Source organism: Mesorhizobium sp. M0296, from assembly GCF_040321675.1.
Classification (GTDB): Bacteria; Pseudomonadota; Alphaproteobacteria; order Rhizobiales; family Rhizobiaceae; genus Mesorhizobium.
In genome coordinates, this window is the sequence record NZ_JAMYRZ010000005.1 from 193,610 (window position 1) to 215,074 (window position 21,465).

A 21,465-nucleotide genomic window follows, 5' to 3' on the forward strand; every position below is an offset into this window, starting at 1 on the left:
CCTCCTGGCCGGTTGGCGCTGGGCTGATTGGCGGCAAGCTGCCAGGCGCAAAATGTCTGGCCTTCTGGTCGTGCTCCTGCTGCTCGCTTGCCATTTGGTTTTTGACGGGCCGCTGTCGCGCCTGCGTGAGCGTACCTACGACTTCTACCAGTTTCTGGCCCCGCGCCAGGCGACGAGCAATCCTGTCGTGATCGTCTCGATAGACGACGCCAGCCTCAAGGCACATGGGCGATGGCCCTGGAACCGTGGCCTACTGGCCGATCTGGTCGGTAGTATCACCGAATCCGGCGCCACGGTGATCGGGCTTGCGCTGGTGCTGCCCGAGGCCGACACCTCGCCTGAGGGCATCACCGGAGACAAGCGCCTGGCAGCGGCACTGGCCAAAAATCGAACGGCGCTTGCCGTCAGCCTGGGCAATGAGGCGACGGTTTCAGAAGCAGAACCCAAAGCCGGCTGGTCGATCGTCGGGCAGGTACCCGACACACTTCCCGGCTTCACCGGCCTGACCGGCTCGCTTGCCGAATTCTCGAACGCCGCCGCGGGCCTCGGCGTGATTCGCACCTTGCCCGATCCCGACGGCGTACTGCGCCATGTGCCGCTGCTGTGGCTTCGCAACACCGCTCAAGGCGTGCAGCTGTGGCCGTCCTTCGCACTCGAGCTCCTGCGCCTTTACGCCGGACAGGACGGTTACATAGCCCGGATGAATGCAGCCGGGTTCGACGCACTCAGGATGGCCGGCGCCATTGTGCCGCTCGAGCCGGAGGGGAGCATCCGCCTCTGGGAAACCAACACCGATACGCCCCGCCTGTCTGCCAGCACTATCCTTTCGGGCCATGGCGATCCGCGGCTGCGGGACGCCATCGCCATTGTCGATCTGTCGGCCGTGGGACTGACGCAGTACCTGCCCACCCCGACGCGTCCAGCGCGACCAGGCGCGGACATCCACGCCGATGCAATCGGCCAGTTGCTTGCCGGGCGCTACCTGACAGAGCCGACGCACGCGCGTACGGTGGAGCGGCTCTGGTTTGTCCTCAGTGCCGTCATTTTCATCGGGCTTTCCGGAGTGCTCGCCGGGCGTGTCGTGCTTGGCGCCCTGGCTCTCGTGCTGCTGGCCGTCACGCCCTTCGTGTTCGGCGCTCTCGAATACAGCATGCAGGGTAAACTCTATGACCCGCTGCAGCCGGCGCTGGCGACGATCCTGGTAGCCGGCTTCGAAGGCTATGTCCTCTACAGGCGCAGCGAGCAGCGCCGGTCCACCCTGGCACGGCAATTCTCCCAGTATCTATCGCCTTCCGTGGTGCAGCGCCTCGCAAGCTCGGACACCGAAGCGATCCTGTCCGGCGAGAAGCGCGAGATCACAATTCTGCTCAGCGACATACGCGGCTTCACGACGATGAGCGAACAACTCGATACCCAGGAAATCGCCAAGGTGGTCAACCACTTCCTCGGCATTGCGACCGATGAGATCCTCAAGCGCGACGGCACCATCGACAAGTTCATGGGCGATGCGGTGCTCGCCTTCTGGAACGCGCCGCTTGATCAGCCGGACCATCGCGAGCGCGCGCTCGACGCGGGGCTTGCCCTGATCGAACGGGTGAAGCGTGAAGACGCCGCCTTCAGCGCGGACGGCCACCCCTCCATCGCAATCGGCGTCGCCATCGAGACGGGCATCTGCTCGGTAGGCAATTTCGGCTCCGAACGGCGCTTCGATTACACCGCGATCGGTTCGCCGGTGAACCGCACGGCTCGGCTCGAGTCGACGACCAAGAAGCTGGGCATCCCCCTGGTGCTTGGTCCCGGCTTTGCGGCAGGAGCGCCGATGCCGGTCGTCCAGGCGGGCGCCTTTGAGCTCCAAGGTTTCAAGGGCGAGGTGCCGGTTTTCACCGTTCCGGAGATGCAAGCTGCTCACCAAAGTATGAGCCGCGAAGAAGAGAGCCAACGTGGTGAGCAATCTGGCGCCCCTGCCGTGGTGGTTGGTTCGCCGCCATCCGTGCAAATGGCACCGCCTGATCTTGCACCCCGAACCCGAAGCACACGCTGACCGGATCCAGCGGATCGCAGGGGTGCCGACCTGCTTTGTGAACTAATACTGCTGGGGAGGCCTAGGTGCATCAAACGGCCCTTTTAATTGCGGGTGGCTGTCAATCCGGATCAGCGCGACAGCCGATGAGACGCGGATAGACGGCGAAGGGATCCGTCGAGGTAACCCCGGCAATGATTGTCGAGGCCGCCGAATTTTCGAGCGAGAAGATAGGTCGTGTTATCCAGTTCACCACGAATGGCAGCACGGCTTCGTTGAGTTCGCCGGCGCCATCATGTGGAGGCAGCGCGTGGTTCAGATTGTTTATCCTCGCCGCCGGATCATGCGCTCGGGATGTTCCCAAGAGCATCCAGCCGTAGCACTCCCCGAGCTGCCCTAACGGAGAGAGTTCGCTGGGCCGGGATTATGGCCGTAATGAACCTGACGCAATCGATGCAGCTGGCGCTGGCCTCGTCGGGCGCGTGGGCGGTCTATCGACATCAATCGGTCGCCGCGGATGTTGGGATGCGCATGCGTCGGCGCACTTAGCGTCGATACGCCTTGGGCATGTGGGCGTTGACAATGACATGGCCGGAGCGACGTGTTTCAGACGCCGAGCAATTCCAAGGACTGAGCACCAGAACCGAACCTCCCGACGGATTTTCGCGAGATGCATTCCTCCCTCCCCTCCTTATCAAAACCGCCGCTCGCGAATTCGCTGGCGAGTATATCTCCGATGTGATATACATATATCACTCGGAGGATATACAAATGCCGCTCTTCATTCGCGATCCCGACGTCGACGCCATGGCCGTCGAGCTGCAGCACATTACCAACGCGCGCAGCAAGACCGAGGCCGTCAGAACCGCCTTGCGCCACGAGATCGAGCGCAACCGCGGCAGCGTCCCGCTGCGCGAGAGACTTGCCAAAGTCAAGGAAATGGCGCGGCGGATCGGGCCGGCCAACCCTGATTTCGATATGAAGAAATTCACCGACCAAATGTGGGGCGACGACTGATGTTCGTCGATGCCTCGGTGATCGTTGCCATCCTGAACGAGGAACCTGGCGCGGAAGAACTGGAAAAGCGGCTCGCGGCCGCGACCAAGCCGCTGTATATCTCCCCGCTCGTCCGGTTCGAGGCAGTCCAGGGTCTCGCGCGAGCATCGGCCGAAGCCATCAAAAAGAACGCCAAGCCCACGGCCGACATGCTGGCGCAAGCCCGTGATACCGTCGACGCCTTTTTGATCGAGATCGCCGGCAAGGAAATCATGATATCCGGCGACATCGGCGACCGGGCGATCGAAGCCAGCATGAAATACGGCAAAGCAGTCGGGCACAAAGCCGATCTCAATTTCGGCGATTGTTTTGCCTACGCTTGCGCGAAGGCTCACCGGCTTGCCCTGCTTTACAAGGGCAATGACTTTTCACAAACTGATCTGGCGTAAGGCTTTCCTGGCCTTGCATCGCGGCGCGAGAGCCGATGGCCCCTTTTGCATGCTTTGGGCGAATCGTCGTCTTTCATGGCTAAACGCAATATTACGAGGAACGTTCGCTGCAGCACTGGTTTTCTTCGGCACGATCACCGTCCAGGCACAGCGGCAGACGGCATCTTCTGGGTGCTGCGATCGGGTGCGCCATGCCGCGATCTGCCAGGGGGCGATACGGCCCACGCACCACCTGCTACAATCGCTTCGTTCGATGGCGGAAAGCAGGTGTGTGGGACCGCCTCATGCATGGCATCACCAAAGCCCATGATGCAACGGTGCAGATGATCGATACCTCCATTGTTCGCGTCCATCAGCAAGGCGCGACAGCAAAAAGGGGGATCGAGGTTATTGTCTCGGTCGTTCCCGAGGTGGGCTGACGACCAAAATCCATGCTCTTGTCGACGCCGAAGGCAGGCCGATCAAGCTGACGCTCACGGCAGGTCAAATGAGTGACATCGCCTACGCAGCGGACTTGATCAAGGATTTGCCCGAGCGTGCCATGCTGCTCGCCGACAAGGGCTATGATGCCAAGGCCTTGCGCAATGCCGTCACCGAGCAAAAGGCATGGGCCAACATCCCGCCCAAGGCCAACCGCAAGGACCCGATGTGCTTCTGCCCCTTCCTCTACAAGGCCCGCAACCTCGTCGAACGCTTCTTCAACAAGGCCAAGCAGTTCCGTCGCATCGCAACTCGATATGACAAGCTGGCAGAAAACTACCTTGCTGCCCTGAAACTCGTCTCAACTCGCATCTGGCTACGCGGTGATGAGTCTACGTCCTAGCGTTTTGCGTGCCCTCCCCGGTTGTCATTCGCCGCGCATGGTCGCCTGGAAGGTCGGCAGGTGCTTCTTCTGTGCCTCGAGCATTTTCTCGCGATAGACGCCATAGATGACGTCGGTGTCGTGCAGCGTGACGCCGGCAATTGTCGGCGAGGCAAAAACCGGCAGTTCGATGCCGCGTTTCGAAAGCGCCTCGGCGGTGCGGGCGATCAGCTCATGCGCCAGGATCATGGCAAGCACGGTCGACGAACCGGAGACCGGGCGGCTCCAGCCCTCGACCGGCACGATGGCATCCTCGATCGGCGAGCAGGTGTCGATGACAAGGTCGGCGGCATCGGCAAGCCGTTTGCCGGAAGAGTGCGTCGCCGGCTTGTCGAGATTGTTCTTGCTAGTTATCGCAACGACGAAGATGCCGCGTTTTTTCGCATAAAGCGCGGTGTCGATGCCGGACGAATTGCGGCCGCTGTGGCCAAAGATGATGATCGAATCGCCTTTGTTCAGCGGCTGGTGGTCGAGGAATTTCTCGGCGTATTTCTCGGTCCGCTCCAGCCACAGAAGTTCGCGCACGCCGCCGGCGCCGAGCACGTTATGCCACATGACACGCGGGTCGGTCAGCGGATTGAAGCCGACATAGCTGCCGTAGCGCGGAAACACTTCCTGGACCGGCAACACCGAGTGGCCTGAGCCGTAAAGATGAACCAACCCGCCGCTCTCGAGCGTGTCGGCAAAGCGGCTGGCCGCTTCGCCAAAGGCTTCGGCATTGGCTTTCGAGGCCTGTTCGATGAGGGCGGCAAGGCGAGGTATGTAAAGATCGGACACGTCGGTACTCCTGTTATGGGTCGGCTTGGGTATGGCTCAGCCTCTTGCGGTTGGCGCGGCGCGACCGGCACGCAGCGTCGAGCGGATTTCATAGCGGTCGCCACGCATGACCGAGACGGTGAATTCGAATGGGCCACGCTCGTCGGTGGTGATGCGCTCGACCACGAAAGCGGGACTCCCCGCAGGCAGATCGAGCAACTCGGCATCCGCCGCCCCGACAGCGCCAACACGGTAGTTTTCGCGCGCCGCGACCGGCACGATGCCGTAATGGCGTTCCAACGCTTCGTAGAGCGAGCCCTGCAACAGGCCGGCATCGAGAAAGCCGGGCACGCGCGCGGCCGAGAGTTGCGCAGTCTGAATACCGATCGGTTCGTTGTTGCCGAGCCTGAGCCGCCGGATGCGCACCACCGGGTCGCCCTCCTCGATCTCCAGCGCTCCGGCCGCAGCGGCATTGGCGGTGGTCAGGCTGCAGTCGAGCAAGCGCGAGCCGGCGACCACGCCCATATTGCCCATTTCCTGCGTGAAGCTGGTGAGTTCGCGGGTGCCAGCGACCAGCGTGGTGGAGCGCACGAAGGTGCCACGGCCATGTTCGCGCCTGAGCAGCCCGTGCTCCTCCAGATTGCGCAGCGCGTGGCGCAGCGTGATGCGGCTCACCCCGAACAGGGCGCATAACCTGTCTTCGGCCGGAATCTGGTCGCCAGTCGCCCACTCGCCACTCTTGACGATGGCGCGGATGGCCTCTTCCACCTGATACCAGAGCGGCTCGGGCCTTCGGCGGTCGGGCAGCTGGAAGCTGACTTGGCTCATCTTATCTGCCTCCACTGTGCTCCGGCGAGACCGGCCAGCGAGGCGCCGACGAGACCGGCGCGGGAGCCGAATTCGCCGGACCGCAGCACGACATCGCGCAGATGCGGCGGCAGATGACGCTGCAAAGCCGAAAGCAGCGGCGGCCCTACCACGTCCAGCGCATCGGCAAGGCCGCCGGAAATCAGGATCGCCTGCGGATCGAGCAACGCGACCGCACCCGCAAGGGCAGTGCCCAGCCGGCGCGCCGGCAGCTCCAAGGCGTCAAGTGCAGCCGTGTTGCCAGCCCGCGCGGCCTCGACAAGCCTGCCGCCATTGGCCAGCCCGATCTGGCGCGCCGCGGCGTCGAACGCCCGGCCGGAGGCGAAGCGCTCCAGCCAGCCGCTGCGGTCCTCACCTTCATCCTCGATCTCGGCGCAGGCCCAGCCGAATGAGCAGGCGCCGCCACGTGCGCCGGCGACGATGTGGTTATTGGCCAGAACGGCGGAGCCGATACCGGTGCCGATCGCCAGCAGGATGGCATCGGACAGGCCTTTTGCGGCACCTTCGACCGCTTCGGCCAGCATGGCGACCTGCGCGTCATTGCCAACGGCAACGCGCAGACGAGGAAACAAGGCCACGATGTCGATGCCGTCGAGATAGGGCAGGTTCGGAATCCAGCGGCAGACCGAGCCCTCGACAAGCCCCGGCACCGCCAAGCCAAGTGCCTCGACCGGACCGGCCTCGGCGCGCAAGGCACCGATTCGGGCGACGAAGGCATCAAGGCTTGCCGGCGCAGGCTCGCGGCTAAGCATCTCCAGCCAGCGAACATCGCCGGTATGGATTGCGGCGCGCAAATTGGTGCCGCCGAGATCAATGGCGAGAACGCGTGTCATCGAGAGCGGCTCCGACTGGCCACCGCCCGGTCCTCGGAGCGCCAGCTCCACGACGCCACGGTGTCGTCGGCTCTGGTCGGCAGTGCCGTACAGACCCCGGTGCACGCGGCGCCAAAGCCGATCGGGCTGAGCGCAGCGTGTCGATGAACCATGCTCCGTCTCCCATTCGACATCGGCGTCCTTTGCAGCGGCTCAGTGTCATTATAACGACATTACTTCGACCGCAAGTGCCTTGCAGTATGTTCGGGCATGGCCGGCAGCGGAGAATCAGCTCGAACTGTATCAGCTAATTGCCTTGTTTTTACGATGTAATATAGCATGCTTTGTGGATCGCAGTGAGAAAACGTCGCAACACCGGCAGGAGCTCTCCACGAAGATAGCGCTTGCATCGTTGCTTCAAGTTGTCATAACGTCATGGACATCGCTGTGTGGCTATGCGGAGGGTCGGATGTCTTTGGCTTGGATTTCGAAACTGGTATTGGCTGCAGGGTTGGTGGCCTCGCCCACCATTGGTTGGGCCCAATCGGTCAACATCTCCTATCTGACCCACTGGTCGCCCGAAACGGTCGCTTTGCTGGACGCCGCGGCCAAGGACTACGCCAAGAGCAATCCGGATGTGACCGTCACCGTACGCGCCGTTCCCTTCGGCGATCTCCTGACGACACTGCGTTCCCAGGGCGGCAGTTCGGACGGGCCGACGATCGGCGGCATCTATGATTTGTGGCTGCCCGAACTGGCGCGAGACAAGCTGGTCGCGCCGGCCCCCGATGCGGTTGCCGGCCAGGTCAAGAGTGCGTGGCCGGCCGGTGTCGTCAGTGCGGCCTCTGTTGGCGCCACGCTTTACGGCATTCCAAACGAGATCGACGTCTATGCGCTGAACTACAACAAGGAGCTGTTCAAACGGGCAGGCATCACAGCCGCGCCGAAGACCTGGTCCGAATTGAAGGATGCGGCCCAGAAGCTGACCAGGAAAGATGCCGGCCAGCAAGGCTTCGGCATGATCAATTCCTGGGCGGCGGGCGTCGTCCATCCCTTCGCCTCGCTGCTGGTCTCCAATGGCGGCGAGCTGGTCAAGGACGGCAAACCGATGCTCGACAGTCCTCAAGCCGGTGAGACTTTCCAGCTTTACGAGGACCTGATCAAGTCCGGCGCCAGCGATCCGGCGATGGCCACGGCCGACGCCAACACAACCGGCCCCTTCCTAGACAATTTCGTCTCCGACAAGACCGGCATGATCATCATGGCCAACTGGTGGGAAAGCGCATTGAAGAGCGGCATGGGCGACAAGTTCTCCAATATCGCCACCGCACCCATCCCGGTCGGTCCGAGCGGCGACAAGCCGCACTCGATCTCCTATTCATGGATGACCGTCGTCAACGCCAATGCCGGTCAGGCCGAACAAAAAGCGGCATGGGATTTCCTGGTATGGCTGAACAATCCGAAGTCCGGCAAGAACGGCGCATCGGCAATGTCGGATATTCTGATGTCGATGGGCATCTTGCCGACGCGGACCTCCGACATCGAAGCCCATAAGGACAAGCTCGGCTCCGAGTTCCTGTCCGGCTATGTCAGCGTGCTTGCCGACGCCAAGCCCTTCCCTGTCGTCCCGGGCGGCCAGGAGTTCAGCGAATCGCTGCAGCAGACGCTCGAGGCGTTGCAGTATGGGCAGCTCTCGGCCAAGGATGCGCAGGCGAACGCGCAGGCCGATGCCGTCTCGATCCTGGAGCGTGCCGCCAAATAGCGAAGGCGCTGTTTCGAGAGCCCGACGCTTTGGAAGCAGAGCGATGATCAAGACCTATCGTGCCTCGGCGGGCATCATGCTGGCGCCCGCCGTGACACTGATCGGCGTTTTCATCCTGCTGCCGATGCTGCTCACCATGTGGCTGTCATTCCAGGACTGGTCGACGCAGACGCCTTTTTCCAATGCGAGCTTCATCGGCTTCGACAATTTTCGCGAAATATTCGGGCCGACCTCGGTCGGGCGGGATTTCAAGCGAGCGCTGCTCAACACCGCCATCTACACGGCATTGTCGGTGATGCTCATCCTGCCCCTTTCGGTAGTGTTCGGCTTGATGGTCCACCAGCGCGATGTCGCAGGCGGCACGGCGCTGCGGACCGTGTTGTTTTCCACCTACATGGTGCCGATGATCGCCGTGACGCTGGTCTGGTCGAAGCTCTATTCGCCGAGCGAGGGGCCGCTCAACCAGGTGCTCGGTCTCGCCGGCATCGGCCCGCAACTCTGGTTGTCCTCGCCAAGATCGGCGTTGATCTCGATCGTCGTCCTCAATGTCTGGCAGCAGATCGGCTATTTTACGGTGCTGGCCGTTGCCGGGCTGACCCAGATCCCAGGCAGTCTTTACGAGGCGGCGACGCTTGACGGCGCCAACCGGCGCGAACAGTTCCGCTTCATCACCTTGCCGCTATTGAGCCGCACGCTCTTGTTCAGCGCCGTCGTTGCCATCATCAATGCCGTGCAGGTGTTCGAGCCGGTGGCGCTGATCACCCAAGGCGGGCCGGTCGGCTCGACCAACGTGCTGACCTACCATATCCGCCGAGTCGGCATCGAGCGGGCACAAGGCGGGCTGGGCTCGGCCATGGCAGTGATGCTGATGCTGGCGCTGATCGTCATTGTGTGTGCGCTGTTTGCATTCGCCAACCGGAAGGATGACGAATGAGCGCGCCGGGCCGCTCAGCATCGAGCCAGTTGGCGCGCAAACGCCTGGCGGGCCGCAGAGCGCTGCTCGCCACGCTGATGCTGGTGGTTGCCGTGGCGTCCGCCTTCCCGCTGTTGTGGATGGTGCTCTCCAGCCTGAAAACGCCGGCCGAAACCATGCAGGTGCCGCCGGTGTGGATACCGCGCACGCCGAGCCTCGAAGCGTATGAGAAAGTGTCCGGCGTCATCAATGTCGGCCGCTCGATGTGGAATTCGCTCGTGATCGCCACGATCACCACCGCCGGCATTCTGGTCACCAGCATGATGGCTGGCTACGCCTTCGCCAAGCATCACTTTCCCGGCCGCTCACTGCTGTTTTCGGTGCTGATCGCCACCATGTTCCTGCCGCCGATCGTCACGCTGATCCCGCTTTACCGTCTCGTCGGATCAATCGGCCTGAACGCCAGCCTTGCCGGTATTATCGTGCCAAATCTCGCCAATGCGTTCGGCATTTTCCTGATGCGCCAGTTCATAGCCGGCGTGCCCGACGATCTGATCGACGCAGCGCGAATGGATGGGGCGTCGGAACTCCTGATCCTGTTCAAGATCGTCGCGCCGAGCGTGGCGCCGGCAATCGCGGCACTGGCGCTGTTTGCCTTCGTCTATCACTGGAATAGCTATCTCTGGCCGCTGACCGTTCTACAGGGCAATGCACACGAATATCCGATCGTCATCAGCCTTAGTCGCCTGCTCAGCTACAATCGAGGCGCTCTCAACACGGGACTGGTGATGGCTGGCGCGACGCTTGCCGTGCTTCCGCCACTGGTGCTCTTCGTCTTCCTGCAGCGCTTCTTTGTGGATTCGATCGTCGGCTCGGCGGTCAAGGGATAGCGTCGGCGGCACTGCCGGAATCCGTGTGGCTGTCATCGGGACGCGCTGGTGCGCTGAACGGAGCTAAGCAGATGACCGCGTTCTGAGAGCCATCAGTTCATCAGTAAACTGGCCGCGAATGCCTCCACCGTGTTAGCTGCAACTAGTGAATCTCACGCTTGGTACCCGCCCCAGGCCGTTTTCACAGCTGCCAGAAAAGCGGCGCGGCCCTGCTCGTTTGCAGACGTTCGGAAGGTCACGGGAAGGTAGTGATTGGACGCTGCGTTTAACCGGAGTCGGACCGTCTCGTCAGATCTGGCGAATATTTTCGTACCGCACCTTTTCGACGCAGTGCGTCCTGCTTGCCGAGCAGGCGGTAAGGGAGGCGCTGTTCCAGTGAGCAAGAATGTGATCCCCCACCCTTCGACGACTATCGCGGGAAGGACGTGCTGACCCAGCCGATGGTCGAGCTCTAACGTATCATCGCCGGCATCTACACCGATCTGGCGGCATCGCCCGATGCGGGCGGTGACCTGCCTCATCTCGGGAAGCTAGCCCCGATCGAGGAATTTGCGCTCCCGCGAGAAGCTCTCGCTCGAATAGTTGCTCGAACTCATGCGACGCGAGCTGGGTCAGAGCAGGACCGCGATCTTCAGCTGTTCGCTTCGCCCCGCCTGGCGATCATCGGCCGCTCGACAAGCCTGTCGAGGTGGACGACCCGCATGAGGACGCCGTCTATCGCTCGACCGAGCGCATGCCCCTGCCCGATCCGGCAGACTATCAAAAGCGCATCGATTTTCATTGAATCGCTCGGCGCTCGGCCAGCCTCCCCATCTGATGCGGCTAACCGGACCGGTCATGCCGCTGGTGGTGCCGGCCCAGATCAACCTCGGCGATCGTGACTTGTCGGTGCGCTGGGCGAATGACGGCGTCGAAACCGAACGCGACGTGCTCCCCCAACGCGGACCGCGCTCACCGGCGTAGCGTCAGCCGAAGCTACGCGATGCGTCGCTGCTGGAGGGCGGCTGGCTGCGGGCGTCGGACGACCGGTTCGCGCTGGTGCAGATGGATATCGACGGTGAGGCCTCAACCTGCCTGGAAGATGCCCTGATGGAGACTGCCATTGCCTCACGCTGCTCGGCATGCCGCAGCACCTGCCGACGTCACGCCGTACGCGACGTGCTCGTATGCGCCTGGCCTGTCGCGATGGCGACAAACCGGCGCTTGACCGCGGCAAACAACGCCGGTGGCAGCGGCCCGTAGTAGCCGCTCTCCGTCTCCAGCGGCCGGATGTCAGGCCCCGGCCAGGCGAACCGGTTACTTTCCGTCAAAACGATCCACGACCGCTCACCGTCAAGGCGCAAACGCAGCTTGACCGCAGCCGGAATCTCGATGGCATCATCGGGATCGGACGGCGGCGTATGAGTGATCGGCAGGACCCGGACGACCGGCGAGCCGTCCTCCTGCATGGCGACCAGCGCGAGCACCAGGCAGGGCCGGTCCTTTTCGCCTTCCTCGCGGCCTTCGCGGTGTTGCCAATGCCAGAGGTAGGAGTAACGGAAGACGTAGCCGACCTTGATTTCAGCCGGTAGCATTTTTTGCCGTCAGGCCTTTTGCCCCGTGGGGTTTCGACCCGAGGGTTTTGACCCAGAGAGCTCGTCGTTGAGATGGTCGAGATCCGGCTCCATTTCAGAGGCTTCGACCGCGGCGATCTCGTCCGAGCCGAGCTCCGCTGTCAGATCGACCCGCCGGTCGCGCTTCGACAGCCGGACAAAATCCTCATAGGCCAGCAGCACCGTGCGCGGGCGACCGTTCTTGGTGATGATTACCGGGTCGCGGACCGCGGCATCCTGATAGGCGCCAAAATTTTTCGAGACGGCGGCGGCGGTGACGGTGGTGCTCATCGGCGAGACTCCTTTATTCCGGAATATACGGGCTTTCCGGGCTTTCCGCAAATGTCGGGCAACATCTTCGAACTGATGCAGCCAGTCACCGCCTGATTAGCGGCCAAGGAGTTAGTGTCAAAGGCGTCCTTTCCTGCGCCATGTCTAACGCAGTGGGTAGGCGCCCACACAGCCCAGCTCAGACGCACGGACTAACTTCAGACGCGCATGGCCAAGGAACCGGTGGCGAGGGCAGCTTTGTCCGGAGAGCGGCTGTTCCGCGCGAGGGCGTCGGCTTCGTTGATCTGGTTAGGGTTCTTTCTTCAGCAGGTCCTTTACAACATCGAGAAAAGCCCGCAGGGCGGGCGGCACGGCTCGATGTCCGGGGTAGTAGACCGCAACTTCTTCCGGTGCTGGCGTCCACGCGGTCAGGACCTTGCGCAGCCGGCCATCGGACAACGCCGCTTCGGCGGCCCAATCCGCCACATAGGCGATGCCCAGACCCTCTATTGCGGCTTCGACCATCAGTTCCTCGTCATCAAGGACGATGGGGCCGTTTGCCCCGATCACCAGTTCCTGGCCTGCGCGTTCGAACTCCCATCTATAGAGCTTGCCGCTGGGCATACGGTGGCCGATGCAATGGTGGCGTTGCAATTCCTCGGGCGTTCCCGGCGCCCCGAAGCGATCGAGATAGGCGGGCGACGCGATACAGATGAACGTCAACGCGCGTGCAAACGGCACGGCGGTCATGTCTTTGGGAATTGATGTGATGAGGCGCACGCCGGCATCGAACCCGCTGGACACGATATCGATGAGCCGTCCCTCGACGACGATGTCCACGGTCACGTTCGGATGGCGCTCCGCCATCCGCGGAAGAACCGCGCGAACGAGAAGCCCGGCCACCAATCGCGGTGCATTGAGGCGGACCGTTCCTGCGACATTGCCCCGGAACCCCGCGACGCTGTCGAGCGCCTCGTCCAGCGAGGCGAGCGCCGGCTGAAGACGGTCGAGCAACCGGAACCCGGCTTCTGTCGGCGAGACGCTGCGTGTGGTGCGGTTCAGAAGTCGCACGCCCATGCGTTCCTCGAGCGCACGCATCGCATGGCTCAATGTGGAAGGTGCCGTGCCGATGTCGTCCGCTGCGCGGCGGAAGCTGCGGTGTGTGGCAACGGCGACGAAGGCGGTGAGATCGTTGAGCGACGGGCGGGGCATTGATGGGGATTTTGCATTATCCCATGCCGATTTCAACGGCTAATGCGCGCAATGCGATTGCCCTATCTCCTGCTGAGATCAATTGGAGAAATGAGAAATGGAAAAGACCTGGCTCATAACGGGTGTGTCTTCCGGTCTAGGCCGGCTGCTGGCGGAGAAGACCCTGATCAGGGGAGACCGCGTCGTCGGTGCCAGCCGCAGCGAGGACGCACTTCCCGACCTGCGTGCAAGTTACCCCGAACGGCTCCGCATCGTCGTAATGGACCTCAAGGACCAGAGCTCGGTCCGCGCCGCGGTCGACCGGGCCTTCGCGGCATCCGCTCGGATCGACATCGTCGTCAGCAATGCTGGCTATGGCCTGCTCGGCGCGGCTGAAGAGGCTGGCGATGTGCAGGTTCGGGACATCATCGACACCAATCTCATCGGCTCGATCACGCTCATCCAGGCGGCGTTGCCGCATCTGCGCAGCCAGGGTGGTGGTCGGATTCTACAGGTATCGAGCGAGGGAGGCCAGATCGCCTATCCGGCTTTCAGCCTCTATCACGCGACCAAGTGGGGTATCGAGGGGTTCGTCGAGTCCGTGGCGCAGGAGGCTGCTCCCTTCGGCATCGAATTCAGCCTTGTGGAACCCGGGCCGGCGCGGACCGGGTTCGGCGGCAATCTCGCGCGGACCAAGCCGCTCGCGGCCTATGAGGGAACACCCGCCGGTCAGATCCGCGAGGCGCTGGGTGTCTCATGGGTGATCAAGGGCGACCCCGACCGCATGACGGACGCAATGATCAGGCTTGCCGATCAGGATGGTCCGCTCCCGAAACGGCTGGTGCTCGGTGCCGAGGCCTATGCCGGCATCCGCAAGGCACTCGGCGGACGCATCGAGGAGCTCGACCGGCAGAATGACATCGCGGTTGCGGCGGATTTCACAGACGAGGAGTTGGCGCGGCTGTGACCCCCGGCTCCGGCCCGCTGCTCGTGCCCACCTCTTATCAAGACAGAAAGGAACATGAGATGCCTACACGTGACGCCGTCTACCCGGCCAACCGGCACGCGTTATACGATATCCACCGCTATTCCGCAGCCATTCGGTCCGGCGATCTTCTCTTCGTGTCGGGTCAGGTCGGGAGCCGTGAGGACGGCTCGCCTGAGCCCGTATTCGAGGATCAGGTTCGACGGGCCTTCGCCAATCTGCGCGCGGTCTTGGCGGCCGCCGGGTGCAGCTTCGACGACCTCGTCGACGTCACAACGTTCCACACTAACCCGGACGAACAGATCGAGACAGTTCTGGCCGTCCGAGCGGAAGAAATCGGTGCACCTCCCTACCCGAACTGGACCGCAGTGGGCGTCAATTGGCTTGCGGGCTTCGATTTCGAGATCAAGGTCATCGCCCGCATCCCTTCGACGACGAGCAGCCAGCCGACGGACAAGCGCTGATCGCTCGCCCTGCAGTTCTGTATTGGCTATTTGGGTCACGAAGGCAGCCTGTCAGCTTTTGTGTCCGGAGCGGAGATAGCTGACCTCCACCTGCGAGAACCGAGGTCGTGAACTGACCGAACAGATTAGGTTCGTTTGGTCAGCGTACCGCAAGGGAATCTCGCAGCCTGTTGTGTATCTTGGCTTTCTATTCGAGAGCGGTGCTGAAGATCGAGAACTCTTCATCTGTGATCGGGACCACGTGCTGCGGCTCGGGAAAAGCGCCCGTCTGCACGTCGGATATGAGCTCGCGATAGGCGGCAATACGCTCGCGTTGCAGCCGCTCATATTCGGCGGCGAAGTTGCGGTAGGTCTTGGCGTGGCGCAGCCTGTGGCCAGCGGTGTGGCCAAGCACGTCCTCGCTGAACAAATACTGCGCGTCGGCATTTGGGCCGGCGCTCATGCCGAGCATGATCATCGGTGTATTCCAGGTGATCAGTTCGGCGACCGGTCGGAGACCACCTCCAGCTCGGCGCCAAAGCAGCCTATGCCTCCACCTTCGCGTATGAGCTCCGAAATTCGTTCGGAGGCACCACTTTCAGATCTCTCCAACTCGAGGACCGGGATGTCGGAGGCAAGCACGCGCCGGAAGCGATGGGAGAACCCGTAACGGCGAATGTTGTCTTCAATCAGTGGCGCGGAACGCGACAGAGTGGCCACGACACAGAAGCTGTGAGCGACAAGGCTGACGGATGAAGCGAAGCCTTGCCTATACCGATGACGGGCTTGGTAGCGATGGCCCTTGCCGCGTCGAGACCCGTATCGTCTAAGCAGCCAATATATGGCGTCGACATTGTCCATTTCCGCCGCGACCACCTGCTTGAGCAGGCCCGGTACGGAGAGTGCACCGTCAAATGGCCCTTCGATCGCTTCAGGTCCAGCCGTTGGCATGCATGCCCACTATCTCGTCCCTGGGCCTGCCACCGCCATGGCGGCTGCGACGATCCCCCTGGTCATCGAAGCGGTCGTGTTGGGATTGATGATGGCAATTCGCATTCGGGGCATCCTGGCTTGGTTCCGCTCAGTCACAAGGATGCCAGCGCGCTGGACATCCGCTCCAGCCCTCGGCGTAGCAGAGGACGCGGGCAGCCGACATTCAGGCGGATGAAACCTTCGCCGCCAGGCCCATAGACGCGGCCGTCATACAGATTGACCCCGGCCTGATCGACAAAGAACTTCTGAATTCCACCCACTTTGCAATCGAGTGTGCGCGCGTCCAACCACACCAGAAACGACGCGTCGGGCCGCATGGGCGTGATGCCTGGGAGATGTTTACCGGCGAATTCGCAAACCAGATCGATGTTGCTGGCGATGTAGCCTGAGAGTTGATCGAGCCAGGGCGCGCCGGTGCTGTAGGCAACCTCCAGAGCCAGGCGGCCGAAAAAGTTTGCATTCACCATGAATGAGGCCTGCATCGCGGCAAGAAGCTGCTCGCGGCGCTTTTTGCTCGCCACCGCAATGGTTGCCGAAGGCACCCCGGCGAGGTTGAAAGTCTTCGTCGGAGCGGTGCAGATGAACGACTTCTCCGCGGCATCGTCCGAGATGGAGGAGAAGACGATGTGCGGGCGGTCCGACAACCTTATGTCGCAGTGAATGTCGTCGGATATGACCAAAATCCCATGGCGCTCACAAATGTCGTTCAGCGCTGTCAATTCTTCGAGTGTCCAGGCCATTCCGGCAGGATTGTGAGGATTGCACAGCAGGAACACCTTGGCGCCGCCGGCCGCCAGTTTCTCGAAGTCTTCCAGATCGAGTTCATACCTGTTGTTTTGCAGCCTCAGCCGGTTCGTGAGCAGAATCCGCCCATTTCCCTGAACCACTTCGAAATAGGGCGAGTACACGGGTGACTGAACGATGACGCCGTCACCAGGCTTCGTAAAGGTTCGCAGTATCGCAGCGACCGACGGCATGATCGCCGGCGCGGGGAGCAGGGTCTCCAGCATCGGCGACCAGTTGTGCCGGCGTGAGAACCACGATTGCACGATCTCATAGTGGCGCGGATCGCGGCGTGTGTAGCCGTAAATGCCATGATCCGCGGCCTGGCGCAGCCGCGCGATGACGGTTTCCGGAGCACGGAAATCCATATCTGCCGTCCATAGGGACAGCAGGTCCTGGCCCTCGACCTGCGGAGAGAACTCGTCCCACTGGTTGGCCCATTTGACGGATCCGAATTGCTGGCGGTCGTGGATTTGGTCGAAATCTATCCCCGGGATATCCCGTTGCCCAAGCGCCGATGCGGGCGTGTCTGCACAAGCCATTTGATAATCACCTGAAAAAATCTGTTGCCACGGATACGGCCGCTTTGCCTCCGCGGACGTCTCTATTTGTGGATCTGCGCCAGAAACTGCCGCGCCCTCTCTGATCGTGAGTTGGTGAAGAACTGATGGGGCGTGTTGGTCTCGACGATCTCCCCGCGGTCCATGAACACCACGCGATCGGCCACCTCCCGCGCAAAGCCCATCTCATGCGTCACGCACAGCATCGTCATGCCTTCGTCAGCAAGCGACACCATCGTATCGAGCACCTCCTTGACCATCTCGGGGTCGAGGGCAGAGGTCGGCTCATCGAAGAGCATGATTTTGGGATTCACGCAGAGGGCCCGAGCAATTGCAGCACGTTGCTGCTGGCCACCCGACAGCTGACCCGGGTAGCTGTCCGCCTTTTCCTCAATTCTGCCGCGCTCCAGATAATGGCGCGCCAATTCCTCAGCTGCCGTCCGCGGCATCTTCCTCACCCAAACAGACGCAAGCGTGCAATTCTCAAGCACCGTGAGGGGGAAACAGATTGAAGTGCTGGAAAACCATCCCGACATTGCTGCGGACTTCATCGATCTTGCGCAGATCCCCGGTTACCGCTTTGCCGTCGACGATGATCTCGCCCGACTGATGCTCCTCGAGATGGTTGACGCACCGGATCATCGTCGATTTGCCCGACCCCGAGGGGCCGCAGATCACAATGCGCTGCCCCTGAGGCACCGACAGGTTGATGTTCCTGAGCGCATGGTATGAACCGAACCATTTGTTGACGTCACGCAGTTCAATGGCCATCGCCTTGTTGAAGGGCTGTCCCTTCGTCGATGCGTACATTGCTTGTGGCATCATCGTCGCGTCCTAAGATTTGTGGCCGCGCGCCAATTGGCGCTCCATCGATTGCGAGTAACGGGACATGCCGAAGCAAAAGCCCCAGTAGACCAGTCCCGCAAAGAGGTAGCCGGTTGATGAGATCGTCGGGCCTGCCCAGTTCGGATCGACGCGCGCCGTTTCGATGGCTTTCAGGAAATCCGCGATGCCGATGATGGCGACCAGAGTCGTGTCTTTGAACAGACCGATGAAGGTGGAGACGATGCTCGGTATGACGATCGTCAACGCCTGGGGGAGGACGATCAGGCGCATTATGTCGAAGTAGCTGATCCCAAGCGCCTTCGCCGCCTCGTATTGGGCCTTCGGGATCGCCTGAAGGCCGGCCCTCACAACTTCGGCCATATAGGCGGACGAGAACAGCGCTATCGCCATGAGCGGGCGCAGGAGACGATCAGGCGTCAGATAGTCCGGGACGAAGAGCGGCATCATGAAGTTCGCCATGAACAATACCGTGATAAACGGCACCCCCCGGACGACTTCGATGAATGTGACGCAAACCGCCTTGACGAAAGGGAGTTCGGACCTGCGTCCAAGCGCCAGGATAACCCCGATCGGAAGCGAGAAGACGATGCCCACAATCGACATCAGCAGCGTGATCAGGAGACCGCCCCAGAGCGTCGTATCGATGACAGACAAATGGAGCCAGGCGACCCCGCGCACGAGAACGAACGCGGCAACGGGGTAGACAAGGAAGAATAGCAACGCCGCCACTTTGCGCCGCGGAGCCTTCGTCCACAGGAGCCAAACGATGAGGATGGCGCCGATAGCCTGTGCGAGATCAACGCGCCACCGCTCGGAAGCCGGGTACGCGCCGTATCGCAGGTAGTCGAACTTCTCGGCAATGAAAGGCCAGCAAGCTCCTTGGCTGTTCGTGCGGCAAGCCTCGCGACCGCCGCTCCAGACCGCGTCCAAGATCGCAAAGCTCAGAAAGTGAGGCAGCAGCCACACGGCGAAGAGGAGAAAGCATATTGTCAGCGCGCCTGAAGACGGCGTCGAAAACAGATTCTTTTTCATCCAGGTCACTGGACCCGGCCAAACGTCAGCGGGGGGCGCCATCGCTGGTATGGGCGCGCTGCTGACAACTGGCGAATGCATGGACTGATCGCTCATGCGTCACCTCTCGACGATCGCAAAATGTCGGTTACACGCGTTCATGGCCAACGACGTGGCAAGGGAGATAACGAGATAGACGGACAAGGTGATCGCCATGACCTGGACGGCGGCGCCGGTCTGGTTGAGTACCGTCCCGGCAAAGATCTGAACGAGGTCGGGATAGCCGATGAACACCGCAAGCGACGAGTTCTTGATTAGATTGAGATACTGGCTTGTCAAAGGCGGGATGATAATACGCAGCGCCTGCGGAACAACGACAAGGCGAAGCGTCTTGCCCGGCGCCAGCCCCAGCGCATATGCAGCCTCGCTCTGGCCCTTTGGCACTGCCTGGATTCCACTCCGGACGATCTCGGCGATGTAAGATGCGGTATAGACCGATAGACCGATCAGGAGAGCGGCAAACTCTGGATAGAGCTGATGCCCGCCTTGAAAATTGAAACCCCGCAGCTGCGGCGCGATAAACGAGACCGGCTCGCCAGCCGCCAGGAACACGATCAGCGGAAATCCTATCAAGGTCGCCAAACTGACCAAAAGCACCGGCAACTGCTTGCCAGTTCGTTTCTGGACACTCTTGGCGCGGAACCAGAATGCAATGCAGCAGAAAACGGCCGCTACCAATGCCAGGCCCACAAGCCCCGCCCCCGGATGCCACTGGATCTCCGGAATGATAAGGCCGCGATTGTTGAGGTAGATGCGGCCGGGGATGGCGATGGACGCCTTCGGGGAAGGCAACGGCTTGAGGACGGCATTGTACCAGAACAGCAACTGCAGCAACAACGGGACGTTGCGCACAAGCTCGACATAGGCGGTCGCCACCTTCGAAACGATCCAGTTCGGTGACAGGCGGGCAACGCCGATGGCGAAGCCAAGCAAGGTGGCCAGCAAGATTGCGAGGAAGCTGACGTAGAGGGTATTGACCACTCCCACCCAGAACGCCTGACCGTAGGTGGATAGTGCATCATACGGTATCAGGGTTTGATTGATGTCGAAGCCGGCAGCCTCACCCCAAAAATCGAATGAGAGCGGAATCCCCCGGACCCGCATATTCGATGCGGTCTGCATGCCGATGCCCAGGGCCAAAGCCAACAGGCAACCTGCGAGCAAGAGCTGGTAGAAAACGCCGCGCACTTTCGTATCGTGCAGCGATAGGCTCCTGCGCGAGGGCGCTGGAAGCGACAAATCGGACATGGCCTGTTCCTATCGGGATCTGTGCGAGGCGCTGGCGGTAACGCGCCAGCGCCTTGCAACCATGCTTTGCCTAGCGAATCGGCGGAGCGTACTGAACGCCGCCTTTGTTCCAGAGCGCGTTCATGCCGCGCTCCATTTTCAGCGGGGAGTCCTTGCCGACATTGCGATCAAACACTTCGCCGTAGTTACCGACCTGTTTGATCACCTCGACCGGCCAGTCGTCGCCGAGCCCGATGTCCTTGCCGATGCTGCCTTCCCCGCCAAGCAGACGGCGGATGCTGGGATTGTCCGACGACTTCATCGCATCAACGTTTTTGGAGGTGACCCCGTATTCTTCGGAGGCCACCATGACGTAAAGCGTCCACTTAGCCACATTGAACCACTGGTCGTCTCCCTGCCGCACTGCCGGGCCAAGCGGCTCCTTGGAGATCAGTTCGGGAAGAACGATGCTGTCGTCCGGCTTGGCCATGCGAAGCCGCGATGCGTTCAAGGTGGAGGTGTCCGCCGACAGGACGTCGCAACGCCCCTCCTCGTAAGCCTTCACGACAGCTTCCTCGTCGGCGAAACCAACCGTGGTGTACTTGATCGACTGCGAGCGAAAATAGTCGGCAAGGTTCAACTCGGTCGTGGTGCCCTGGGTGACGCAAATCGATGCGCCCTCGAGCCCCTTGACTGATGTGATGTTGTCCGCCTTGCGCACCATGAATCCCTGACCGTCATAGAAGTACGTCCCCGCAAACAGGATGCCGAGCGACGTATCGCGCGACGATGTCCATGTTGCGTTGTGTGCAAGAATGTCGATCTCCCCCGACTGCAAGGCGGTGAAGCGATCTTTTGGCGTCAATGGGATGAACTTAACCTTTTGCGCATCCCCGAGCACGGCAGCGGCCACGGCGCGACAATAGTCGACCACAAATCCGGTCCATTTGCCTTCATTATCGGGAAGGCTGAAGCCAGCCGTGGCCGAATTTGTGCCACACGTCAGCACGCCATTTTTCTTGACATTGTCGAGGGTTGCGGACCACGCCGAGGAGGCGGTGCACGCGATAGCGAGGGCAAGAAAGCCCTTGAACATCGATCTCATTTCGGTATTCCCCTGTTTTTGTTGAAGGGAATGTGGCCTCAAGTATGACTATTCGTCAAATTGACTGTTCTC

At 61.5% G+C, this 21,465-nt stretch carries 23 protein-coding genes and 2 pseudogenes; 10 read left to right on the forward strand and 15 right to left on the reverse strand.

Features of this window, described 5'->3' with window-relative positions:
• The first annotated feature begins 70 nt into the window (after nucleotides 1–70).
• Nucleotides 71–2,041 carry a CHASE2 domain-containing protein gene (locus NKI97_RS07855; RefSeq protein ID WP_352833397.1) on the forward strand — a complete coding sequence of 657 codons (1,971 nt, stop codon included), beginning with the start codon at nucleotides 71–73 and terminating at the stop codon, nucleotides 2,039–2,041.
• A 100-nt stretch (nucleotides 2,042–2,141) separates the two neighbouring features.
• Here NKI97_RS07855 and NKI97_RS07860 read toward each other — a convergent pair whose 3' ends face one another.
• Nucleotides 2,142–2,390 carry a hypothetical protein gene (locus NKI97_RS07860; RefSeq protein ID WP_352699633.1) on the reverse strand — a complete coding sequence of 83 codons (249 nt, stop codon included), beginning with the start codon at nucleotides 2,388–2,390 and terminating at the stop codon, nucleotides 2,142–2,144.
• A gap of 401 nt (nucleotides 2,391–2,791) precedes the next feature.
• Here NKI97_RS07860 and NKI97_RS07865 point away from each other — a divergent pair, with 401 nt between their 5' ends.
• The 3 genes and pseudogenes from NKI97_RS07865 (at nucleotide 2,792) to NKI97_RS07875 (ending at nucleotide 4,288) form a co-directional block, all read left to right on the forward strand.
• Nucleotides 2,792–3,037, forward strand: coding sequence for a type II toxin-antitoxin system VapB family antitoxin (locus NKI97_RS07865; RefSeq protein ID WP_352745369.1), 246 nt, complete (start codon nucleotides 2,792–2,794; stop codon nucleotides 3,035–3,037).
• Nucleotides 3,037–3,465, forward strand: coding sequence for a type II toxin-antitoxin system VapC family toxin (locus NKI97_RS07870; protein ID WP_352451707.1), 429 nt, complete (start codon nucleotides 3,037–3,039; stop codon nucleotides 3,463–3,465). The genes NKI97_RS07865 and NKI97_RS07870 overlap by 1 nt, the downstream gene beginning before the upstream one ends.
• Nucleotides 3,466–3,540: 75 nt before the next feature.
• Nucleotides 3,541–4,288 (forward strand): annotated as a pseudogene (locus NKI97_RS07875) (IS5 family transposase).
• Nucleotides 4,289–4,312: 24 nt separating this feature from the next.
• Here NKI97_RS07875 and NKI97_RS07880 read toward each other — a convergent pair.
• The 3 genes from NKI97_RS07880 to NKI97_RS07890 are packed head-to-tail and all read right to left on the reverse strand — an operon-like array spanning nucleotide 4,313 to nucleotide 6,783.
• Entirely contained in the window at nucleotides 4,313–5,104 is a 792-nt protein-coding gene (locus NKI97_RS07880; protein ID WP_023722251.1) for a sugar isomerase domain-containing protein, read from the reverse strand.
• Nucleotides 5,105–5,140: 36 nt separating this feature from the next.
• Complete coding sequence (locus tag NKI97_RS07885) at nucleotides 5,141–5,911, reverse strand: GntR family transcriptional regulator (protein WP_352833400.1); 771 nt, start codon at nucleotides 5,909–5,911, stop codon at nucleotides 5,141–5,143.
• Nucleotides 5,908–6,783, reverse strand: coding sequence for an ROK family protein (locus NKI97_RS07890; RefSeq protein ID WP_352833402.1), 876 nt, complete (start codon nucleotides 6,781–6,783; stop codon nucleotides 5,908–5,910). Before NKI97_RS07890 ends, NKI97_RS07885 begins: the two co-directional genes overlap by 4 nt.
• Before the next feature lie 448 nt (nucleotides 6,784–7,231).
• Here NKI97_RS07890 and NKI97_RS07895 point away from each other — a divergent pair, with 448 nt between their 5' ends.
• Genes NKI97_RS07895 through NKI97_RS07905 form a run of 3 tightly spaced genes read left to right on the forward strand, consistent with a single transcriptional unit; the run spans nucleotide 7,232 to nucleotide 10,327 of the window.
• Nucleotides 7,232–8,524, forward strand: a complete 1,293-nt coding sequence (locus NKI97_RS07895) for an ABC transporter substrate-binding protein (RefSeq protein ID WP_352833405.1) — start codon at nucleotides 7,232–7,234, stop codon at nucleotides 8,522–8,524.
• Between the two features lie 43 nt (nucleotides 8,525–8,567).
• Nucleotides 8,568–9,458: a carbohydrate ABC transporter permease gene (locus NKI97_RS07900; RefSeq protein WP_352833408.1), complete on the forward strand. Its 891-nt coding sequence runs from the start codon at nucleotides 8,568–8,570 to the stop codon at nucleotides 9,456–9,458.
• Nucleotides 9,455–10,327 carry a carbohydrate ABC transporter permease gene (locus tag NKI97_RS07905; RefSeq protein WP_352451702.1) on the forward strand — a complete coding sequence of 291 codons (873 nt, stop codon included), beginning with the start codon at nucleotides 9,455–9,457 and terminating at the stop codon, nucleotides 10,325–10,327. The genes NKI97_RS07900 and NKI97_RS07905 overlap by 4 nt, the downstream gene beginning before the upstream one ends.
• Nucleotides 10,328–10,958: 631 nt before the next feature.
• Here NKI97_RS07905 and NKI97_RS07910 read toward each other — a convergent pair.
• Nucleotides 10,959–11,108 carry a hypothetical protein gene (locus NKI97_RS07910; protein ID WP_352451701.1) on the reverse strand — a complete coding sequence of 50 codons (150 nt, stop codon included), beginning with the start codon at nucleotides 11,106–11,108 and terminating at the stop codon, nucleotides 10,959–10,961.
• Between NKI97_RS07910 and NKI97_RS07915 the strand changes: the two genes are divergently transcribed.
• Nucleotides 11,108–11,290, forward strand: coding sequence for a hypothetical protein (locus tag NKI97_RS07915; RefSeq protein WP_352451700.1), 183 nt, complete (start codon nucleotides 11,108–11,110; stop codon nucleotides 11,288–11,290). The two genes, NKI97_RS07910 and NKI97_RS07915, sit on opposite strands and share 1 nt — an antisense overlap.
• A gap of 179 nt (nucleotides 11,291–11,469) precedes the next feature.
• On the opposite strand, the gene NKI97_RS07920 is transcribed toward NKI97_RS07915, so the two are convergent.
• The 3 genes from NKI97_RS07920 to NKI97_RS07930 all read right to left on the reverse strand — a co-directional run bounded on the left by NKI97_RS07920 (nucleotide 11,470) and on the right by NKI97_RS07930 (nucleotide 13,401).
• Entirely contained in the window at nucleotides 11,470–11,901 is a 432-nt protein-coding gene (locus NKI97_RS07920) for a plasmid maintenance toxin (PemK-like) (protein WP_352451699.1), read from the reverse strand.
• Between the two features lie 9 nt (nucleotides 11,902–11,910).
• Nucleotides 11,911–12,210, reverse strand: coding sequence for a type II toxin-antitoxin system Phd/YefM family antitoxin (locus tag NKI97_RS07925; protein ID WP_352678672.1), 300 nt, complete (start codon nucleotides 12,208–12,210; stop codon nucleotides 11,911–11,913).
• A 288-nt stretch (nucleotides 12,211–12,498) separates the two neighbouring features.
• The gene (locus NKI97_RS07930; protein ID WP_352833457.1) at nucleotides 12,499–13,401 is read right to left on the reverse strand and encodes a LysR family transcriptional regulator; all 903 of its coding nucleotides are present in this window, start codon (nucleotides 13,399–13,401) and stop codon (nucleotides 12,499–12,501) included.
• 97 nt (nucleotides 13,402–13,498) lie between these two features.
• Between NKI97_RS07930 and NKI97_RS07935 the strand changes: the two genes are divergently transcribed.
• Together NKI97_RS07935 and NKI97_RS07940 are read left to right on the forward strand one after the other, a co-directional pair.
• Complete coding sequence (locus NKI97_RS07935; protein ID WP_352833411.1) at nucleotides 13,499–14,347, forward strand: SDR family oxidoreductase; 849 nt, start codon at nucleotides 13,499–13,501, stop codon at nucleotides 14,345–14,347.
• A gap of 59 nt (nucleotides 14,348–14,406) precedes the next feature.
• On the forward strand, nucleotides 14,407–14,829 hold the full coding sequence (locus NKI97_RS07940; protein ID WP_352833460.1) for a RidA family protein: 423 nt from the start codon (nucleotides 14,407–14,409) through the stop codon (nucleotides 14,827–14,829).
• 187 nt (nucleotides 14,830–15,016) lie between these two features.
• On the opposite strand, the gene NKI97_RS35465 is transcribed toward NKI97_RS07940, so the two are convergent.
• From NKI97_RS35465 to NKI97_RS07970, 7 genes and pseudogenes are all read right to left on the reverse strand, one after another.
• The gene (locus NKI97_RS35465; RefSeq protein ID WP_502901496.1) at nucleotides 15,017–15,286 is read right to left on the reverse strand and encodes a 3-methyl-2-oxobutanoate hydroxymethyltransferase; all 270 of its coding nucleotides are present in this window, start codon (nucleotides 15,284–15,286) and stop codon (nucleotides 15,017–15,019) included.
• Nucleotides 15,287–15,303: 17 nt separating this feature from the next.
• Nucleotides 15,304–15,759, reverse strand: a complete 456-nt coding sequence (locus tag NKI97_RS35470) for an aspartate/glutamate racemase family protein (RefSeq protein ID WP_502901497.1) — start codon at nucleotides 15,757–15,759, stop codon at nucleotides 15,304–15,306.
• A 134-nt stretch (nucleotides 15,760–15,893) separates the two neighbouring features.
• Nucleotides 15,894–17,126, reverse strand: coding sequence for a MalY/PatB family protein (locus NKI97_RS07950; RefSeq protein WP_352833413.1), 1,233 nt, complete (start codon nucleotides 17,124–17,126; stop codon nucleotides 15,894–15,896).
• Between the two features lie 62 nt (nucleotides 17,127–17,188).
• Nucleotides 17,189–17,915: pseudogene (locus NKI97_RS07955) on the reverse strand (amino acid ABC transporter ATP-binding protein).
• Nucleotides 17,916–17,978: 63 nt separating this feature from the next.
• Nucleotides 17,979–19,103 carry an amino acid ABC transporter permease gene (locus NKI97_RS07960; RefSeq protein WP_502907081.1) on the reverse strand — a complete coding sequence of 375 codons (1,125 nt, stop codon included), beginning with the start codon at nucleotides 19,101–19,103 and terminating at the stop codon, nucleotides 17,979–17,981.
• A gap of 18 nt (nucleotides 19,104–19,121) precedes the next feature.
• Nucleotides 19,122–20,309, reverse strand: a complete 1,188-nt coding sequence (locus tag NKI97_RS07965; protein WP_352745340.1) for an amino acid ABC transporter permease — start codon at nucleotides 20,307–20,309, stop codon at nucleotides 19,122–19,124.
• A gap of 70 nt (nucleotides 20,310–20,379) precedes the next feature.
• On the reverse strand, nucleotides 20,380–21,393 hold the full coding sequence (locus tag NKI97_RS07970) for an amino acid ABC transporter substrate-binding protein (RefSeq protein ID WP_352833419.1): 1,014 nt from the start codon (nucleotides 21,391–21,393) through the stop codon (nucleotides 20,380–20,382).
• Between the last annotated feature and the right edge of the window lie 72 nt (nucleotides 21,394–21,465).

Coding starts and splice junctions, on each gene's coding strand:
- NKI97_RS07860 (WP_352699633.1), bottom strand. CDS start 2,390: ATGCTCTTGGGAACATCCCGAGCGCATGATCCGGCGGCGAGGATAAAC.
- NKI97_RS07865 (WP_352745369.1), top strand. CDS start 2,792: ATGCCGCTCTTCATTCGCGATCCCGACGTCGACGCCATGGCCGTCGAG.
- NKI97_RS07870 (WP_352451707.1), top strand. CDS start 3,037: ATGTTCGTCGATGCCTCGGTGATCGTTGCCATCCTGAACGAGGAACCT.
- NKI97_RS07885 (WP_352833400.1), bottom strand. CDS start 5,911: ATGAGCCAAGTCAGCTTCCAGCTGCCCGACCGCCGAAGGCCCGAGCCG.
- NKI97_RS07890 (WP_352833402.1), bottom strand. CDS start 6,783: ATGACACGCGTTCTCGCCATTGATCTCGGCGGCACCAATTTGCGCGCC.
- NKI97_RS07895 (WP_352833405.1), top strand. CDS start 7,232: ATGTCTTTGGCTTGGATTTCGAAACTGGTATTGGCTGCAGGGTTGGTG.
- NKI97_RS07900 (WP_352833408.1), top strand. CDS start 8,568: ATGATCAAGACCTATCGTGCCTCGGCGGGCATCATGCTGGCGCCCGCC.
- NKI97_RS07905 (WP_352451702.1), top strand. CDS start 9,455: ATGAGCGCGCCGGGCCGCTCAGCATCGAGCCAGTTGGCGCGCAAACGC.
- NKI97_RS07910 (WP_352451701.1), bottom strand. CDS start 11,108: ATGAAAATCGATGCGCTTTTGATAGTCTGCCGGATCGGGCAGGGGCAT.
- NKI97_RS07920 (WP_352451699.1), bottom strand. CDS start 11,901: ATGCTACCGGCTGAAATCAAGGTCGGCTACGTCTTCCGTTACTCCTAC.
- NKI97_RS07925 (WP_352678672.1), bottom strand. CDS start 12,210: ATGAGCACCACCGTCACCGCCGCCGCCGTCTCGAAAAATTTTGGCGCC.
- NKI97_RS07930 (WP_352833457.1), bottom strand. CDS start 13,401: ATGCCCCGCCCGTCGCTCAACGATCTCACCGCCTTCGTCGCCGTTGCC.
- NKI97_RS07935 (WP_352833411.1), top strand. CDS start 13,499: ATGGAAAAGACCTGGCTCATAACGGGTGTGTCTTCCGGTCTAGGCCGG.
- NKI97_RS07940 (WP_352833460.1), top strand. CDS start 14,407: ATGCCTACACGTGACGCCGTCTACCCGGCCAACCGGCACGCGTTATAC.
- NKI97_RS35465 (WP_502901496.1), bottom strand. CDS start 15,286: ATGATCATGCTCGGCATGAGCGCCGGCCCAAATGCCGACGCGCAGTAT.
- NKI97_RS35470 (WP_502901497.1), bottom strand. CDS start 15,759: ATGCCAACGGCTGGACCTGAAGCGATCGAAGGGCCATTTGACGGTGCA.
- NKI97_RS07950 (WP_352833413.1), bottom strand. CDS start 17,126: ATGGCTTGTGCAGACACGCCCGCATCGGCGCTTGGGCAACGGGATATC.
- NKI97_RS07960 (WP_502907081.1), bottom strand. CDS start 19,103: ATGCATTCGCCAGTTGTCAGCAGCGCGCCCATACCAGCGATGGCGCCC.
- NKI97_RS07965 (WP_352745340.1), bottom strand. CDS start 20,309: ATGTCCGATTTGTCGCTTCCAGCGCCCTCGCGCAGGAGCCTATCGCTG.
- NKI97_RS07970 (WP_352833419.1), bottom strand. CDS start 21,393: ATGAGATCGATGTTCAAGGGCTTTCTTGCCCTCGCTATCGCGTGCACC.